The sequence below is a fragment of the Leclercia tamurae genome (assembly GCF_025566055.1).
GTDB lineage: Bacteria > Pseudomonadota > Gammaproteobacteria > Enterobacterales > Enterobacteriaceae > Enterobacter > Enterobacter tamurae.
This window is the reverse complement of sequence record NZ_JAMHKS010000061.1, coordinates 21,785-37,265: the sequence shown is the minus strand read 5'-3', so window position 1 is coordinate 37,265 and position 15,481 is coordinate 21,785. Positions and strand designations below refer to the sequence as shown.

At 58.1% G+C, this 15,481-nt stretch carries 16 protein-coding genes; 8 read left to right on the top strand and 8 right to left on the bottom strand.

The window, feature by feature from the left end; genetic code table 11:
• Nucleotides 1-42 precede the first annotated feature (42 nt).
• Both fucO and rhaM read left to right on the top strand, forming a co-directional pair.
• Entirely contained in the window at nt 43-1,191 is a 1,149-nt protein-coding gene (gene fucO, locus M8318_RS02160; protein ID WP_262660839.1) for a lactaldehyde reductase, read from the top strand.
• Nucleotides 1,188-1,502 (top strand): L-rhamnose mutarotase, encoded by a 315-nt coding sequence (gene rhaM / locus M8318_RS02155; protein ID WP_117386836.1) that lies wholly within the window; start codon nt 1,188-1,190, stop codon nt 1,500-1,502. Before fucO ends, rhaM begins: the two co-directional genes overlap by 4 nt.
• Here rhaM and M8318_RS02150 read toward each other — a convergent pair.
• The 4 genes from M8318_RS02150 to M8318_RS02135 form a co-directional block, all read right to left on the bottom strand.
• Nucleotides 1,490-2,764 (bottom strand): MFS transporter, encoded by a 1,275-nt coding sequence (locus tag M8318_RS02150; protein WP_166184902.1) that lies wholly within the window; start codon nt 2,762-2,764, stop codon nt 1,490-1,492. The two genes, rhaM and M8318_RS02150, sit on opposite strands and share 13 nt — an antisense overlap.
• 44 nt (nt 2,765-2,808) lie before the next feature.
• Complete coding sequence (locus tag M8318_RS02145; RefSeq protein ID WP_262660838.1) at nt 2,809-4,932, bottom strand: alpha-galactosidase; 2,124 nt, start codon at nt 4,930-4,932, stop codon at nt 2,809-2,811.
• Nucleotides 4,933-5,036: 104 nt separating this feature from the next.
• Nucleotides 5,037-6,032, bottom strand: a complete 996-nt coding sequence (locus M8318_RS02140) for a LacI family DNA-binding transcriptional regulator (RefSeq protein WP_262660837.1) — start codon at nt 6,030-6,032, stop codon at nt 5,037-5,039.
• A gap of 21 nt (nt 6,033-6,053) precedes the next feature.
• Nucleotides 6,054-6,602: a helix-turn-helix domain-containing protein gene (locus M8318_RS02135; protein WP_262660836.1), complete on the bottom strand. Its 549-nt coding sequence runs from the start codon at nt 6,600-6,602 to the stop codon at nt 6,054-6,056.
• 102 nt (nt 6,603-6,704) lie between these two features.
• Between M8318_RS02135 and M8318_RS02130 the strand changes: the two genes are divergently transcribed.
• Together M8318_RS02130 and M8318_RS02125 are read left to right on the top strand one after the other, a co-directional pair.
• Nucleotides 6,705-7,364 (top strand): AzlC family ABC transporter permease, encoded by a 660-nt coding sequence (locus tag M8318_RS02130; RefSeq protein ID WP_262660835.1) that lies wholly within the window; start codon nt 6,705-6,707, stop codon nt 7,362-7,364.
• The gene (locus M8318_RS02125) at nt 7,364-7,687 is read left to right on the top strand and encodes an AzlD domain-containing protein (protein ID WP_166184917.1); all 324 of its coding nucleotides are present in this window, start codon (nt 7,364-7,366) and stop codon (nt 7,685-7,687) included. Before M8318_RS02130 ends, M8318_RS02125 begins: the two co-directional genes overlap by 1 nt.
• Nucleotides 7,688-7,728: 41 nt before the next feature.
• Here M8318_RS02125 and M8318_RS02120 read toward each other — a convergent pair whose 3' ends face one another.
• Both M8318_RS02120 and fdhD read right to left on the bottom strand, forming a co-directional pair.
• Complete coding sequence (locus M8318_RS02120) at nt 7,729-7,941, bottom strand: YdgH/BhsA/McbA family protein (protein WP_103177552.1); 213 nt, start codon at nt 7,939-7,941, stop codon at nt 7,729-7,731.
• 114 nt (nt 7,942-8,055) lie between these two features.
• The gene (fdhD, locus tag M8318_RS02115) at nt 8,056-8,892 is read right to left on the bottom strand and encodes a formate dehydrogenase accessory sulfurtransferase FdhD (protein ID WP_262660834.1); all 837 of its coding nucleotides are present in this window, start codon (nt 8,890-8,892) and stop codon (nt 8,056-8,058) included.
• Nucleotides 8,893-9,295: 403 nt separating this feature from the next.
• On the opposite strand from fdhD, the gene fdnG reads away from it, so the two are divergent.
• Genes fdnG through fdhE form a run of 4 tightly spaced genes read left to right on the top strand, consistent with a single transcriptional unit; the run spans nt 9,296 to nt 14,819 of the window.
• The gene (fdnG, locus tag M8318_RS02110; RefSeq protein WP_262660879.1) at nt 9,296-12,346 is read left to right on the top strand and encodes a formate dehydrogenase-N subunit alpha; all 3,051 of its coding nucleotides are present in this window, start codon (nt 9,296-9,298) and stop codon (nt 12,344-12,346) included.
• A 12-nt stretch (nt 12,347-12,358) separates the two neighbouring features.
• The gene (gene fdxH / locus M8318_RS02105; RefSeq protein WP_106995747.1) at nt 12,359-13,261 is read left to right on the top strand and encodes a formate dehydrogenase subunit beta; all 903 of its coding nucleotides are present in this window, start codon (nt 12,359-12,361) and stop codon (nt 13,259-13,261) included.
• The gene (gene fdoI / locus M8318_RS02100) at nt 13,258-13,893 is read left to right on the top strand and encodes a formate dehydrogenase cytochrome b556 subunit (RefSeq protein ID WP_262660833.1); all 636 of its coding nucleotides are present in this window, start codon (nt 13,258-13,260) and stop codon (nt 13,891-13,893) included. The genes fdxH and fdoI overlap by 4 nt, the downstream gene beginning before the upstream one ends.
• Complete coding sequence (gene fdhE, locus M8318_RS02095) at nt 13,890-14,819, top strand: formate dehydrogenase accessory protein FdhE (protein WP_106995745.1); 930 nt, start codon at nt 13,890-13,892, stop codon at nt 14,817-14,819. Before fdoI ends, fdhE begins: the two co-directional genes overlap by 4 nt.
• Nucleotides 14,820-14,858: 39 nt before the next feature.
• Here fdhE and M8318_RS02090 read toward each other — a convergent pair whose 3' ends face one another.
• Nucleotides 14,859-15,230, bottom strand: coding sequence for a type II toxin-antitoxin system VapC family toxin (locus M8318_RS02090; RefSeq protein WP_262660832.1), 372 nt, complete (start codon nt 15,228-15,230; stop codon nt 14,859-14,861).
• Between the two features lie 2 nt (nt 15,231-15,232).
• Nucleotides 15,233-15,475, bottom strand: a complete 243-nt coding sequence (locus M8318_RS02085; protein WP_262660831.1) for a ribbon-helix-helix domain-containing protein — start codon at nt 15,473-15,475, stop codon at nt 15,233-15,235.
• Between the last annotated feature and the right edge of the window lie 6 nt (nt 15,476-15,481).

Genomic DNA, 15,481 nt, shown 5'->3' with positions numbered 1-15,481 from the left:
CGCCGCCGGGCATAAAAATCACCATAATTAAGGAGAATTATCATGAGCTTTATGTTGGCGCTGCCGAAAATCAGCCTGCACGGCGCAGGCGCAATCGGCGATATGGTTAAGCTGGTGGCAACCAAACAGTGGGGCACGGCGTTGATCGTCACTGACGGTCAGCTGGTGAAAATGGGCCTGCTCGACAGCCTGTTTAGTGCGTTGGACGAACAGCAGATGTCATATCACCTGTTCGACGCGGTATTCCCGAACCCGACCGAAGCGCTGGTCCAGCAGGGCTATGCCGCGTATCAGGACGCAAAGTGTGATTACATTATTGCCTTCGGCGGCGGCAGCCCGATCGACACCGCCAAAGCGGTTAAAATCCTCACCGCCAACCCCGGCCCGTCTACCGCGTACTCCGGGGTCGGCAAAGTCATCAACGCCGGCGTGCCGCTGGTGGCGATCAACACGACCGCAGGCACGGCGGCGGAGATGACCAGCAACGCAGTGATCATCGACTCTGAACGTCAGGTCAAAGAGGTGATCATCGACCCGAACATTATTCCGGATATCGCCGTGGATGACGCCAGCGTGATGCTCGATATTCCGGCTTCCGTGACCGCCGCCACCGGGATGGATGCCCTGACCCACGCCATCGAAGCTTATGTCTCCGTGGGTGCCCATCCGCTCACCGACGCCAATGCCCTGGAGGCGATTCGCCTGATTGCCCACTGGCTGCCCGAAGCGGTGGACAACGGCCACAATATTCACGCCCGCGAGCAGATGGCCTTCGGCCAGTATCTGGCCGGGATGGCCTTTAACAGCGCCGGACTCGGGCTGGTGCACGCCCTGGCCCACCAGCCGGGAGCCACGCACAACCTGCCGCATGGCGTATGTAACGCCATCCTGCTGCCGATCATCGAAAACTTTAACCGTCCGAACGCCGTGGCGCGCTTTGCCCGCGTGGCGCAGGCGATGGGCGTCGATACCCGCGAGATGAGCGACGAAGCGGCCAGCATGTCGGCCATTCAGGCGATCCGTGATCTGAGCACCCGCGTCGGCATTCCGTCCGGCTTCAGCACGCTGGGCGTGACCAAAGCCGACATCGAAGGCTGGCTCGATAAAGCCCTCGCCGACCCCTGTGCACCCTGCAACCCGCGCGCTGCCAGCCGCGACGAGGTGCGCGAGCTCTATCTGGAGGCATTATGATCCGCAAAGCCTTTGTGATGCAGGTGAACCCTGACGCACACGAAGAGTATGAACGTCGCCACAACCCGATCTGGCCCGAGCTGGAAGCGGTCCTGAAAGACCACGGCGCGCACCACTACGCCATTTATCTGGATAAGAGCCGTAACCTGCTGTTTGCCACGGTGGAGATCGAGTCGGAAGAGCGCTGGAACGCGGTGGCAAACACCGATGTCTGCCAGCGCTGGTGGAAATATATGGGGGAAGTGATGCCCTCTAACCCGGACAACAGCCCGGTGAGTACCGGGCTGCAAGAGGTGTTTTACCTGGCCTGATGGGTCAACGCTGCCGCGCTCGCGGCAGCGATATCCCGCTTATTGCTCAACGTAAACGCCGACAGCACCGTCACTGCCAGCACAAAACAGCCCAGCATCAGATAGGTCTCCTGGAAGCCGATCCGGTCATACATATTCCCGGCAAAGGCGGAGAGGAAAATCGCCGCCAGCTGTTTAGCAAAGTTGAAGCCAATCAGGTAGATGGTCGCGGACAGTCGGGTATCGAACACGCCGGTGATGTACTTGAAGGCGCCCACCAGCAGGAACGGCACTTCCAGGGCGTGCAGCATCTTCAGGGCCACCACTTCCACGGCAGTTGTCGCAAATGACGAACCAATAATGCGCGTCGCCATGATCACCCCGGCAATCAGCAGCGTATTTTTTGCGCCGATGCGGTTAATGATCCACGGGGAGCAGAACATGATGATGGCGTTGCAGATCTCCCCGGCGGTGGTCGCAAAGCCAAACGCCCGCGTCCCCTCCTCCGGCGTAGCGAAGAAGGTTTTAAAGAAGGTGGCGAACTGCTGATCGAAGACGTCGTACACGCAGGCCACGCCAATCACGTACAGAATGAACATCCACATTTTGCGCTGGCGGAACAGGTTAAAGACGGTTCGGGCAGTGATCTGCGGCTGGTTAGCGCCGAGGGCGTTCATCACCTGCGCGGTCTGATTAGGCTTCGGTTTGGCAACCACCAGCAGCAGCATCAGTATCAGCGCCGCCCCGGACCCCATCCAGAATACATATGAGGGATCGATACTGAACAGCACCCCACCCGTCGAGGCGCACAGCCCCCAGCCGAGACAGCCAAACATGCGCGCCTTGCCGTACTCAAAGAAGCTGTTGCGGCTCACGCGTTCGATGTAGGCCTCAATCGCGCCCGACCCTGCCGAGAAGACGAAGCCGATATAGATCCCACCGCTTAGCGCCCCAAGCCAGATATTGGTTTTCAGCAGCGGGGCGAAGACGTAGAGGAAAAACGGCGCGAACAAAAACAGCAACACCGCGATGATCCACAGCAGGTGTTTTTTCAGCCCCAGTTTGTCCGACACTATCCCCAGCACCGGCTGGAACGAGATGGCAAACAGCGAGATGCAGGAGAAGACGATCCCGGTATGGGTTTTATTCAGGCCGATGATATCCGACAGCCAGATCGGCAGGAACGGAAAGCAGGTGGCCATGATGAAGAAGTAGAGAAAGAAGAACGACCCGAAGATCCAGAAGTTAGGGTTGTCTTTGTGGGTACAGGCAGTCGTGTTCATTATTTTTATCCTCAACTCAGGGCCGGTCGCCCGGCCCATTGCCCTTATACGCGTTCAACGCCAATCAGGATGGCGGTTTCCGGGTCCAGAACCGGCAGAGCCAGCCCCGCCTGCATCAGCCATTCGCCGCTCACCGTTTGCGGGGACTCCATCCACGCTGGCAGCTTGCGCATGGTGTGTCCCCCTTCGCCAGTCAGGCGGATATTGGGGTGATCGAGCAGGGTGATGCGGTACTGCGCACTGGCTTCCAGGCCCGGCATGCGCAGCGGCATCATCAGGGTGTAATCCGGCATCGCCAACTGGCTGACAATAAACAGCCCCTGACCCTGATCCTGACTCACTATCCCCTGCGCCAGCGTAGTGCTGTCGGGCATATCCACCCGCCACTGGGTGCCGTGGTGGATCACCTCCCGCCACTGCTTATGCAGGGCCGCATAGTGCCGATAGCCTTCGCGCTCCTGCTCATCCACGGCGAGGGGATCCAGCTCCAGCCCCATATGGCCGAACAGCGCCGTCAGGCCCCGGAAGGCAATGCTGTGCTGGCGGAAAGTCGCATGGCATTTATGATGACCGATATGCGCGCCCATCACCTCCGGCGGGAAGAAGTAGCTCATACCACGCTGGATAGTATTACGTTCCAGCGCGTCGTTGTTATCTGACGCCCAGAAGCGATGGCAGCGGGTCAGGACTTCATAGTCGATACGCCCGCCGCCGGAGGAGCAGGATTCAAACTCCACGTGCGGGAAGCGCTCGCCCAGGGTGTCCAGCAGACGGTAGAACTGGCGGGTCTGGGCGTCGGCAGCGGCTTTGCCGTTATGGCCCGGCTGCACCAGCTCACGGTTCATGTCCCACTTCACATAGTCCACCGCGTGCTCGCCCAGCAGCCAGCTCATGCGCTCCAGCAGGTAGTTAAAGGCGGCAGGAATGTTGAGGTTCAGCACCCACTGATGGCGACCGGTGGCCTGCTCATAACCTGGCAGAGCCAGAACCCAGTCCGGGTGGGCACGATAGAGATCGGAGTTCGGGTTGATCATCTCCGGCTCGACCCAGATACCAAACTCCATCCCGAGGCTTTTGACGTGGTTGATCACCGGCGTTAAGCCGTTGGGGTATTTCTGCTCGTCGAGATACCAGTCCCCCAGCGCCGCATGGTCATCGTTGCGCCCTTTAAACCAGCCATCGTCGATGATAAAGCGCTCCACCCCCAGCGAAGCCGCTTCGTCTGCCATCCGCATGATGTACTCAGGGTCGTGGTTAAAGTAGATCCCCTCCCAGGTATTGAGATGCACCGGGCGCGGTTTGTTCTCCGGGAAACGGATGATGTTGCTGCGCAGATAGCGGTGGAACTGCTGACTCATGCCGTTCAGCCCCTGGTTGGAGTAGCTGGCGTAGAGGCGTGGCGTCCACAGGGTTTCCCCCTCCGCCACCGCCATCTCACCCGGCAAATAGAGCGCTTCGGCCTGCAGATAGCGACGGCCATCGGTTTTGGCCTCTGCGCGCAGGCGATGATTGCCGCTCCAGCCCAGATGCACGCCCCAGACGTCGCCGTGCATTTCGCTGAAGCCCGGCGTGCCGCCGATCAGGGCCGGGAAATGCTCGTGGGAGCTGCGGCCGCGGCGGTTTTCGATCACGAAACTATCGTGCTCCAGCAGCAGGCGATGCGGCTGGAATTCGCGGATCCAGCGGCCATGAAACGCCATCACCTCGCGGGCACGTTCCGCCAGCGGCAGGGTGACGGCCAGGCGATCAACCTGCCACGGCTGGCTTTTAAGATTGGTCAGGCCGTGGCGAATCGCCAGCACGCCGCTGTCATCAAGGGCGATCTCGCTGGTCAAACGCAGGCCGGCGTTATCATCTTCGGCGGTGAGGGTCAGGGATTGTCCCTGCTGCGCTACCGCGACGGTACGAAACCGCGGCGAGCCATCCAGCCCCTGACGGTGGCCTTCAATACCCGGGGCGCCGAACAGCCCGTGGGCAAGTTCCGCCATCAGCGTGACCGGGGAGTCAACGTCCAGCCTGCCGTTGGCGATTGGGCGGGATAGCGTGGCCGCATCCTGCGGCGAAAAGTGGCGAAGGTGCGGCCCCCAGTAAAGAATTTCGGCGAACGGGTGGGTTTTGATTACCACATCGACCGTTTCGCTCGCGAGTCGTAAAACTGCCTCTTGCATCGGACATCTCCTGTCATCGGGATATCCTGAGTGTTGATCCGAAACGTTTCGGATACAAACCAAAACGTTTCGGATTTGTGATCGGGTTTAGAAATTGGGGAAAATTATGCCGTCTGACCCGGGGAGAACTCCGGCTGCCACAGCACCTGAAGCTGGCTGATGTCGTCGCCGTTAATCAGCTGCAGCACCATATCGGCGATCTGCTTGCCCACCCCCTGACGGGTGGACTGGATCACCGCCGCCACGTCGATATCAACAATGCTGTCCTGCGGCAAACCGTCGTATACCACCAGCGCTACGGCATTCTCGCCGGTTAAACGCCTCATCTGTGCCAGCGCCATCGCGGCCCCGTCGCCATGGGTGTTGCAGTCGGTGACGATGGCCGTGGGAGCGACATCCAGCGCCAGCAGCGCCTGAGTGGTGGTGTAACCCGCCCGGCGTGAAGGCGGCATGGTACGCAGCCATTCGCTGGAGAGCCCCGCCTCGTTCAGAGCATCAAGGTAGCCCTGGCGGCGCTGGGTAATAAACGCCTGATTGTTGCTCTCACCCAGCAGCGCGATGCGCTGATGACCTTGCCCGATTAACCGCCGGGTCGCGTTGTACGTGCCCGCATAGTTATCGAAGTCAAACCAGGCATAGGGCTTCGGCAAATGGCTGCGGCCCAACGCGAGGAACGGGAACCCGGCGGCCTGCAGCTGCTCGAGACGCGGATCGTTATCCAGGGTATGGGCCACGATCAGCGCATCCACGCGACGGCTCTGCACCATGCGCATATAGCTGTGCTTGTCGGCGAGATCATCGTCGGCAATCAATAATAGATCAATCTCATGTTGCGCCAGTTGGTGGCTAATTTCGCCGACCATATCCATAAAGACGCTGTTATTGAGCGGAACGGGATGCACCGGGAAGACCAGTCCTACGGCGTCGATTTTGCCCATCTTCAGACGACGGGCAAAGGTATTTGGCCGATAGCCGCGGCGCTGCGCTTCGGCTTCCACGCGGGCGCGCGTCTCGCTGGAAACGTCAAAATAGCCGTTGAGGGCGCGGCTCACCGTCGTTACCGACAGTCCCAGTTCTTTAGCAATGGCTTTAAGCGACATGATTATCCGTGTCTTTGGGTGTTAGTTTTGTTCCGCCACCATGAGCGCATAGGTATCGGGCTCAAGGGCTTTGAAGATGTGCGGCTGGTCTGCAGGATAGCAAATATAGTCCCCTTCCCCGAGCGCTTCCGGTGCGTCGATGAGGCCAACCAGCGCCCGGCCCTGAGTAATAATAATGTGTTCAACCGAACCCGGCGGATGGGGATGAGAAATACGATCCGCACCTGGCTGCGCCATCAGCATGTAGATATCACGGCGTGATCCCGGCGGGCAGGTCGCCAGCAGGATAGCCTGATAATTAGCCTGGTCGGCAACAACTTTCATCCCCTCGCCACGGCGGATCACCTGGGTCGTGGGCTGTTGCGGTTCCAGCAAACGGGCAAAGGGAATATCCAGCGCCACGCAGAGCGACCACAGGGTTTCGAGGCTGGGATTGCCGTTGCCGGACTCCAGCTGGGAGAGGGTGGATTTAGCGATCCCGGCCCGGCGAGCGATCTCCGCCAGTGAAAGCCCGGTACGCATGCGCTCCCGCACCAGGCTTTTGGCGATTACGCTAATTGGCTGCGTCATAAAACGGTCTCTTGTTCTATAAATCGAACGAATCGTTCATCTTGATAAACGAATGTGATGCGTTCATTATAATGGATACTCGTTCGATATGGCTAAAATTGTATGAAACACACGTTCTCTTGTCTCAAAGGCGACACCATCAAGGCGATTATTCTCGTGTGTCTGGCGGTGGGCGTCGTGGGGATGTCCTACGGCTCGCTGGCGATGGCGTACGGCTTCCCGCTGTGGGTACCCTTTGTGCTCTCGATTTCGGTGCTGGCGGGCGCCTCGGAATTTATGTTTATCGGCATCGTCGCCAGCGGGGGCAACCCCCTTGCCGCCGCGGCGGCCGGGCTGCTGGTCAACGCCCGCCATGTCCCCTTCGGCGTGACGGTGCGCGAGCTGGTGGGAAAACGCGGCGCCAGCTTCCTCGGCTGCCACATTATGAATGACGAAAGCGTGGTGTTTGGCCTGTCGCAAAAAACACCTGAGCAGCGCAAGGCCGCCTACTGGCTCTGCGGTCTGGGGGTGGCAATTATCTGGCCGCTGGGCACCCTGCTGGGGGCGATGGTCGGCAAGCTGCTGCCAGAGCCGGAAACCATCGGGCTGGATGCGGTGTTCCCGGCCATTTTACTGGCGTTGGTTGTGCCCGCCTTTAAGAACCGCACGACGCTGATCCGCGCCTGCAGCGGCGCGGCCCTGTCCCTGGCCGCTGTACCCTTTGCGCCGGTCGGCCTGCCGGTGCTGCTCTCCCTGCTTGGCCTCGCGACGAGGAAGAAATAATGGAAAACATGACCGTCTTTATTCTCGGCATCGCCCTGCTATCGGCGGGCACCTACCTGATGCGTCTTGGCGGAGCGAAACTGGGCAGCCGGTTAGCGCTGTCTGAACGTTCCCAGGCACTGCTGTCGGATGCGGCAACGGTACTGCTGTTTTCGGTGGCGCTGGCGACCACCTTCTATGAAGGAGAACATTTTGCCGGGATGGCGCGGGTGCTGGGCGTAGGCTTTGCGGTTTTCCTCGCCTGGCGCAAGGTGCCGTTGATTTTCGTGATCGTCGCAGCGGCAGTGGTGACGGCGTTATTACGCCTGGCAGGCATAAACTAAAAAAGCGCCCCGGGGGCGCTCTTTCGACAGATACTTTGCGTTTATTTGTTCAGTTCAGCGGTCATGTGTACACGGTTACCGGAAAAAGCCTGAGTAATGGTGTAAGACGATGCGCCTGCCTGCTCGGCCTGAGCCGCGATTTTAGCTTCTGCGCCATCAATAGTGCTGGCGGAGGCGGTAACAGACTGGGCAGCGAAAGAACCGAAAGAGGTAGCCAGAGCGATTACTGCAACAAAAGTTTTGATGCTTTTCATGATATAAATCCTTGCGATGAGTTGTTGTTGTAAGGCGTTGTGCCTTGATGTGATAAATAATAGGCCTTATCACCGACAACTGATAGCGGAAGGATTTGCTCTCAACATTCAAAATTATTGATCAATTATCAGGCGTTGCGGATGGGTATAAACCGTGGCTCTTCCCGGCTTGCAGAACCCCACCAGCGTCAGGTTACAGCGCTCGGCCACCTCAACTGCCAGCGTGGTGGCTGCAGAGACCGCAAAAAGAATCTCAACCCCGCACATCGCCGCCTTTTGTACCATCTCATAGCTGGCCCGGCTGGAGACCAGCGCGGCCCCCTGCTGCCAGACGTCACTCTCTCCCGCCCGCCTGCCCAGCAGTTTATCCAGCGCCACATGGCGTCCGACATCTTCATGCCCACCCGCGATCTCGCCGTTCGGTAATACCCAGGCGGCGGCATGGGTACATCCGCTCAGTTGCCCGATGGGCTGCACGTCGTTGAGATGCGCCAGCGCCCGATCGAGATGGGCAAGGTTAAAGCGCTGGGTGAAGGGCAGCGGCACCACGGGCTTGCCAATATCATTAAGCTGCTCCACGCCGCAGACGCCGCAGCCGGTACGCCCCGCCAGCGCCCGACGACGTTCTTTTAATCCCATAAAGCGGCGGCTGGAGAGTTCAATCTGCACTTCGAGACCATTGCAAACGGATATCACCTCCATGCCGTAGATCTCACGCGGGTGCTCAATGATGCCTTCAGACAGCGAAAAGCCAATGGCGAACAGCTCCAGATCTTTTGGCGAGGCCATCATCACCACGTGGGAGATACCGTTATAAACCAGCGCGACGGGCACCTCTTCCGCCAGGAAATCGGGCGTCGGGAGGCTAATCTGAGGGGGTCTGTGTACCCGGCGCTCTGCCACACCGACAGGCAGCGACGTAATGCGGGTATCACCATTTTGTTTCAACACAACGAATATCCTGAGCAACCACGGGGGAGGCCTGCTATTGCACCATACTTTTCCAGCCTGGCGCATAGTATGGATCAATTTTTACCGCCCTGTCCGCGCAACTTTACCGGAGATTCAAACCCGACGGAGAATCAGGTTTGTAACAGTTTCGGGGCATCATGTGATCGATATCACATTTTATAATCATCACCGTGATAATACGTTCACTTTGTTTTAACGCCGTTGGAACAAGCGTACCGACATTGTGGTATTCTGACATACCCCTCGTGGAAATGAGGGTTTAACGCAAATTTTCAACTTTGCGGTCAAAAAAACAGCCGTGAAGTAAAACAATAATTACCCCTAATAATTCGCGCTCAGGCGCGAGGAATAAAGGGTAGCAATGTCGAAACAAGGAGTGACCATGCAGGTCAGCAGAAGGCAGTTCTTTAAGATCTGCGCTGGCGGTATGGCAGGCACCACGGCGGCGGCACTGGGCTTTGCGCCCGGCGTAGCGCTGGCGGAAACACGGCAGTACAAACTGCTGCGCACCCGCGAAACCCGTAACACCTGTACGTACTGCTCTGTCGGCTGTGGGCTGTTGATGTATAGCCTCGGCGACGGTGCAAAAAACGCCAAAGCATCTATTTTCCATATCGAAGGTGACCCGGATCATCCGGTTAACCGCGGTGCGCTGTGCCCGAAAGGGGCAGGTCTGGTGGACTTCATCCACTCAGAAAGCCGCCTGAAATTCCCGGAATATCGCGCGCCAGGCTCCGATAAATGGCAGCAAATTGGCTGGGACGAAGCGTTCGATCGCATCGCTAAGCTGATGAAAGAAGACCGCGATGCCAACTTCATGGCGCAGAACGCCGAAGGCACCACCGTTAACCGCTGGCTCTCCACCGGCATGCTGTGTGCCTCTGCCTCCAGTAACGAAACCGGCTATTTAACCCAGAAATTCACGCGCGCACTCGGTATGCTCGCGGTCGACAACCAGGCGCGTGTCTGACACGGACCAACGGTAGCAAGTCTTGCTCCAACATTTGGTCGCGGTGCGATGACCAACCACTGGGTCGACATCAAGAACGCCAACCTCATCGTGGTGATGGGCGGTAACGCCGCTGAAGCGCACCCCGTCGGGTTCCGCTGGGCGATGGAAGCCAAAATCCACAACGGTGCGAAACTGATTGTGATCGATCCCCGCTTTACGCGTACTGCGTCAGTGGCGGATTTCTACACCCCTATTCGTTCAGGTACTGACATCACTTTCCTGTCAGGCGTACTGCTGTACCTGCTGACCAACGAAAAATATAACCGCGAATACACCGAAGCCTATACCAACGCCAGCCTGATCGTGCGTGAGGATTATCACTTCGAAGATGGCCTGTTCAGCGGTTACGACGCCGATAAACGCAAGTACGACAAAACCAGCTGGAACTACGAGCTGGATGAGAAAGGCTTTGCGAAGCGCGATATCACCCTGCAACACCCGCGCTGCGTCTGGAACCTGCTAAAAGAACACGTCTCCCGCTATACGCCGGACGTGGTAGAGAACATCTGTGGGACGCCGAAGGCTGACTTCCTGAAGGTGTGCGAGATGATCGCTGAAACCAGCGCTCACGATAAAACCGCCTCGTTCCTGTATGCCCTTGGCTGGACGCAGCACTCTGTCGGCGCGCAGAACATCCGTACTATGGCGATGGTTCAGCTGCTGCTCGGCAACATGGGGATGGCAGGCGGCGGCGTCAACGCCCTGCGCGGTCACTCCAACATTCAGGGTCTGACCGACCTCGGTCTGCTGTCGCAAAGCCTGACGGGTTATATGAACCTGCCAAGTGAGAAACAGACCGACCTGCAAACCTACCTGACGGCCAGCACGCCAAAACCGCTGCTCGAAGGCCAGGTGAACTACTGGGGCAACTATCCGAAGTTCTTCGTCTCAATGATGAAAGCTTTCTATGGTGACAAAGCGACGGCGGAAAACAGCTGGGGCTTTGACTGGCTGCCGAAGTGGGACAAGGGTTACGACGTTCTGCAGTACTTCGAGATGATGAACCAGGGTCAGGTCAACGGCTATATCTGCCAGGGCTTTAACCCGGTGGCGTCGTTCCCGAACAAGAACAAAGTTGTCGCCTCTCTGTCGAAACTGAAGTTCCTGGTGACCATTGACCCACTCAACACCGAGACGGCGACCTTCTGGCAGAACCACGGTGAATCGAACGATGTCGATCCATCGAAGATTCAGACCGAAGTGTTCCGTCTGCCGTCCACCTGCTTCGCGGAAGAGAACGGTTCTATCGTCAACTCTGGCCGCTGGCTGCAGTGGCACTGGAAAGGCGCGGACGCCCCGGGCATCGCCATGAACGACGGCGAGATCCTGGCCGGCATCTTCTTACGCCTGCGTAAGATGTACGCCTCTGAAGGCGGCGCGAACCCGGAACCGGTGCTGAACATGACCTGGAACTACTCGACGCCGGAGAACCCATCCCCGGAAGAAGTGGCGATGGAGAGCAACGGTAAGGCGCTGGCGGATGTTATCGACCCGGCTACCGGCGTGGTTCTGGCGAAGAAAGGCGATCAGCTCAGCACCTTTGCGCACCTGCGCGATGACGGCACCACCTCCAGCGGCTGCTGGATCTTTGCCGGAAGCTGGACGCCGAAAGGCAACCAGATGGCCAACCGCGATAACGCCGACCCGTCAGGTCTCGGCAATACGCTGGGCTGGGCATGGGCATGGCCGCTGAACCGCCGCATTCTCTATAACCGTGCCTCCGCTGACCCACAGGGCAACCCGTGGGATCCGAAGCGTCAGCTGCTGAAGTGGGACGGCGCGAAATGGGGCGGCGTAGATATTCCGGACTACAGCACTGCCGCACCAGGCAGCGATGTCGGGCCGTTTATCATGCAGCCTGAAGGGATGGGACGTCTGTTTGCTATCGATAAGATGGCGGAAGGCCCGTTCCCGGAACACTACGAGCCGTTTGAGACGCCGCTGGGCACCAACCCGCTGCACCCGAACGTGGTCTCTAACCCGGCCGCCCGTATCTTTAAAGGCGATTTCGAGGCGCTGGGTAAAAAAGACAAGTTCCCATATGTCGGCACCACCTACCGTCTGACCGAGCACTTCCACTACTGGACCAAGCACGCGCGGCTTAACGCCATCGCGCAGCCGGAACAGTTTGTGGAGATCGGCGAGAAGCTGGCGAACAAACTCGGCATCGCTCAGGGCGATACGGTCAAGGTCTCCTCCAACCGCGGCTACATCAAGGCCAAGGCGGTGGTGACCAAGCGTATTCGCACGCTGAACGTACACGGGCAGCAGGTGGATACCATCGGTATTCCGATTCACTGGGGTTATGAGGGCGTGGCGAAGAAAGGGTTTATTGCCAACACCCTGACGCCATTCGTCGGTGATGCGAACACGCAGACGCCGGAGTTCAAGGCCTTCCTCGTGAACGTGGAAAAGGTGTAACGGAGACGACTTATGGCTTATCAATCGCAAGACATTATTCGTCGTTCCGCGACTAACAGTTTCACCCCCGCGCCTCAGGCGCGGGACCACCAGCAGGAAGTGGCGAAGCTTATCGACGTGACCACCTGTATCGGCTGTAAAGCCTGTCAGGTGGCCTGTTCGGAGTGGAACGACCTCCGTGATGAAGTGGGTCACAACGTCGGGGTGTATGACAACCCCGCCGATCTGACCGCCAAATCCTGGACGGTGATGCGCTTCTCGGAAGTGGAGCAGAACGACAAACTGGAATGGCTGATCCGCAAAGATGGCTGTATGCACTGCGCGGATCCGGGCTGCCTGAAGGCTTGCCCGTCTGAAGGGGCGATCATTCAGTATGCCAACGGCATCGTCGACTTCCAGTCCGAACAGTGCATCGGCTGCGGCTACTGCATCGCGGGCTGTCCGTTCGACGTGCCGCGCCTGAACCCGGAAGACAACCGCGTCTATAAATGTACGCTGTGCGTCGACCGTGTGAATGTCGGCCAGGAGCCGGCCTGCGTGAAGACCTGTCCAACCGGTGCCATTCATTTTGGCTCCAAAGAGGATATGAAAACGCTGGCGGGCGAGCGCGTATCCGAGCTGAAAACCCGCGGTTACGACAACGCAGGCCTGTACGATCCGGCCGGTGTTGGCGGTACCCACGTGATGTACGTGTTGCACCACGCCGACAAGCCGAATCTGTATCACGGCCTGCCGGAGAACCCGGAGATCAGCGCCACGGTGAAATTCTGGAAAGGCATCTGGAAACCGCTGGCCGCCGTCGGGTTTGCCGCGACCTTCGCCGCGAGTATCTTCCACTATGTCGGTGTCGGGCCGAACCGCGCGGAAGAGGAAGACGACAACCTGCATGAAGAGAAAGACGAGGTGCGCAAATGAGAAGACGTGACACCATCGTGCGCTACACGGCGCCGGAACGTATCAACCACTGGGTCACCGCCTTCTGCTTCATGCTGGCGGCGATAAGCGGGCTGGGGTTCTTCTTCCCCTCCTTCAACTGGCTGATGCAGATCCTCGGTACGCCGCAGCTGGCGCGCATCCTGCACCCGTTCGTTGGGGTGGTGATGTTCGCCTCGTTCATCATCATGTTTTTCCGCTACTGGCACCACAACCTAATCAATCGGGATGATATCTTTTGGGCGAAGAATATTCGTAAGATCGTCGTCAACGAGGAAGTGGGTGATACCGGACGCTATAACTTCGGCCAGAAATGCGTATTCTGGGCGGCGATTATCTTCCTGGTCCTGTTGCTGGTCAGCGGCGTGATCATCTGGCGTCCGTACTTTGCGCCTGCTTTCTCAATCCCGGTGATCCGATTTGCGTTAATGCTGCATTCATTTGCCGCAGTGGCGTTAATTGTGGTTATCATGGTGCATATCTACGCCGCCCTCTGGGTGAAAGGCACCATTACCGCGATGGTGGAAGGCTGGGTCACTAAGACGTGGGCGAAGAAACATCACCCGCGCTGGTACCGTGAAGTCCGCCAGAAACAGGAAAAGTCATCTGAATGAGTATTCGCATAATCCCGCAAGATGAGCTGGGTTCGAGCGAGAAACGCACGGCGGAAGTGATTCCGCCGCTACTGTTCCCCAGACTGAAAAACCTCTACAACCGCCGCGCGGAACGCCTGCGTGAGCTGGCAGAGAACAACCCGCTTGGCGACTATCTGCGCTTTGCCGGGCTGATCGCCCATGCCCAGGAAGTGGTGCTGTACGACCATCCGCTGCAGATGGACCTGACCGCGCGCATCAAAGAGGCGAACGTTCAAGGCAAGCCGCCGCTGGATATCCACGTCCTGCCACGCGATAAGCACTGGCAAAAACTGCTGCACTCGCTGATAGCCGAGCTCAAGCCTGAGATGAGCGGCCCTGCGCTGGCGGTGATCGAGAATCTCGAGAAAGCCTCAGAGCAGGAGCTGGAGCAGATGGCGAGCGCGCTGTTTGCCTCTGATTTTGCCTCAGTCAGCAGCGATAAAGCGCCGTTCATCTGGGCAGCCCTGTCGCTCTACTGGGCGCAAATGGCCAGTCTGATTCCAGGCAAAGCCCGCGCTGAGTACGGTGAAGCACGCCAGTTCTGCCCGGTGTGCGGTTCTATGCCGGTCTCCAGCATGGTGCAAATCGGTACCACTCAGGGGCTGCGCTATCTGCACTGCAACCTGTGCGAAACCGAGTGGCACGTGGTGCGCATCAAATGCAGCAACTGCGAGCAGACCCGCGATCTGCACTACTGGTCGCTGGAGAACGAGCAGTCGGCGGTGAAAGCCGAAAGCTGTGGCGACTGCGGCACCTACCTGAAGATTTTGTATCAGGAAAAAGACCCGAAAGTGGAGGCCGTCGCTGACGATCTCGCCACGCTAATCCTGGACGCTAAAATGGAGCAGGAGGGCTTTGCCCGCAGCTCGATCAACCCGTTCCTGTTCCCGGGTGAAGGGGAGTAATCTCCTGTGATAGTGCCGGGCGGCGCACGCTTGCCCGGCCTACAGTTGATAGGGTGAAACTACCCCAGGTACTCCAGCAAAATCTTTGGTATTTCTGGATATTAATGGGCAATTACGACTCTGCGCAGTGGCCAGAATAATGGCATCAGGAAGTTTCATCCCATGCTTCACGCGAAGTAAAACACTTCTTTCTGCAATGTCTCTCGATACATCGATAATCTCAAAAGCACCCATTACTGCCGCTGTTTTGGCTTCATGACCATGCCTGCGGGCCCCCACCATGACTTCCATCCACGTGATCAGACTGACTGCCCGGTGCGATGCAGTGCTTTCAATCGCCTCAGCAGCTTCAACGCGATTATTAAAGAGATCGATGAGAATATTGGTATCAAATACCGCCATATGCTCCATAATCACCACTCTTCACGCAGCTTACGTTCGTACTCAAGACCATCTTCTTGCTGATTGCCCCACAGACCAAGAGCATCACGGATAACCGAGGAACTTTGCTGGTCCAGATAGAGTTCTATCGCTTCCCGGAGTAATTCGGCGCGAGGCTGGTTCCGCAGCTGCTTCAGATTATCGAGCCGCTGAATAACATCGTCTGATAAATCGATCAGTATCCTGCCCATATCAATATCCACCGATAAACTCATATATCA

Coding starts and splice junctions, on each gene's coding strand:
- fucO (WP_262660839.1), top strand. CDS start 43: ATGAGCTTTATGTTGGCGCTGCCGAAAATCAGCCTGCACGGCGCAGGC.
- rhaM (WP_117386836.1), top strand. CDS start 1,188: ATGATCCGCAAAGCCTTTGTGATGCAGGTGAACCCTGACGCACACGAA.
- M8318_RS02150 (WP_166184902.1), bottom strand. CDS start 2,764: ATGAACACGACTGCCTGTACCCACAAAGACAACCCTAACTTCTGGATC.
- M8318_RS02145 (WP_262660838.1), bottom strand. CDS start 4,932: ATGCAAGAGGCAGTTTTACGACTCGCGAGCGAAACGGTCGATGTGGTA.
- M8318_RS02140 (WP_262660837.1), bottom strand. CDS start 6,032: ATGTCGCTTAAAGCCATTGCTAAAGAACTGGGACTGTCGGTAACGACG.
- M8318_RS02135 (WP_262660836.1), bottom strand. CDS start 6,602: ATGACGCAGCCAATTAGCGTAATCGCCAAAAGCCTGGTGCGGGAGCGC.
- M8318_RS02130 (WP_262660835.1), top strand. CDS start 6,705: ATGAAACACACGTTCTCTTGTCTCAAAGGCGACACCATCAAGGCGATT.
- M8318_RS02125 (WP_166184917.1), top strand. CDS start 7,364: ATGGAAAACATGACCGTCTTTATTCTCGGCATCGCCCTGCTATCGGCG.
- M8318_RS02120 (WP_103177552.1), bottom strand. CDS start 7,941: ATGAAAAGCATCAAAACTTTTGTTGCAGTAATCGCTCTGGCTACCTCT.
- fdxH (WP_106995747.1), top strand. CDS start 12,359: ATGGCTTATCAATCGCAAGACATTATTCGTCGTTCCGCGACTAACAGT.
- fdoI (WP_262660833.1), top strand. CDS start 13,258: ATGAGAAGACGTGACACCATCGTGCGCTACACGGCGCCGGAACGTATC.
- fdhE (WP_106995745.1), top strand. CDS start 13,890: ATGAGTATTCGCATAATCCCGCAAGATGAGCTGGGTTCGAGCGAGAAA.
- M8318_RS02090 (WP_262660832.1), bottom strand. CDS start 15,230: ATGGAGCATATGGCGGTATTTGATACCAATATTCTCATCGATCTCTTT.
- M8318_RS02085 (WP_262660831.1), bottom strand. CDS start 15,475: ATGAGTTTATCGGTGGATATTGATATGGGCAGGATACTGATCGATTTA.